General features: G+C 62.2%; 1 protein-coding gene. It reads right to left on the reverse strand.

Annotation, left to right across the window (positions count from 1 at the left end; all coding sequences use genetic code 11):
* Positions 1-497: AAA family ATPase (locus V5F48_RS24995; protein ID WP_394260649.1), on the reverse strand; the 497-nt coding region annotated here is incomplete at its 3' end.
* Positions 498-516 lie beyond the last annotated feature (19 nt).

Genomic DNA, 516 nt, shown 5'->3' on the forward strand with positions numbered 1-516 from the left:
GAGATGTTGTTGGCCGCATACATGGCCATCATCTCGCCGGACATGACGATGTAGATTTCCTGGGCCTTGTTCTCGCGGATGGGCATGGCGAAGCCGCCGCACACCACGTCGCCGAGCACGTCGTAGGACACGTAGTCGATGTCCTCGTAGGCGCCGTTCTCTTCCAGGAAGTTGATCGAGGTGATCACGCCGCGGCCGGCGCAGCCAACGCCCGGCTCAGGACCACCGGACTCCACGCAGCGGATGTCCTGGTAGCCGATCTTCATCACGTCCTCGAGCTCGAGGTCTTCCACCGAGCCGGCGTTGGCGGCGAGCGAAAGAATGGTGTCCTGGGCCTTGGCGTGCAGGATCAGGCGGGTCGAGTCGGCCTTGGGGTCGCAACCCACGATGAGGATCCGGTGACCCATCTGCGCAAGCGCAGCAAGGGTATTCTGGGACGTGGTGGACTTGCCGATGCCACCCTTCCCGTAAAACGCGATCTGTCGCAGCGAAGACATCTGTCTCTCCTTCGAACCT

Origin of the sequence: Xanthobacter autotrophicus ATCC 700552, assembly GCF_043194565.1 — a bacterium.
Classification (GTDB): Bacteria; Pseudomonadota; Alphaproteobacteria; order Rhizobiales; family Xanthobacteraceae; genus Xanthobacter; species Xanthobacter autotrophicus_F.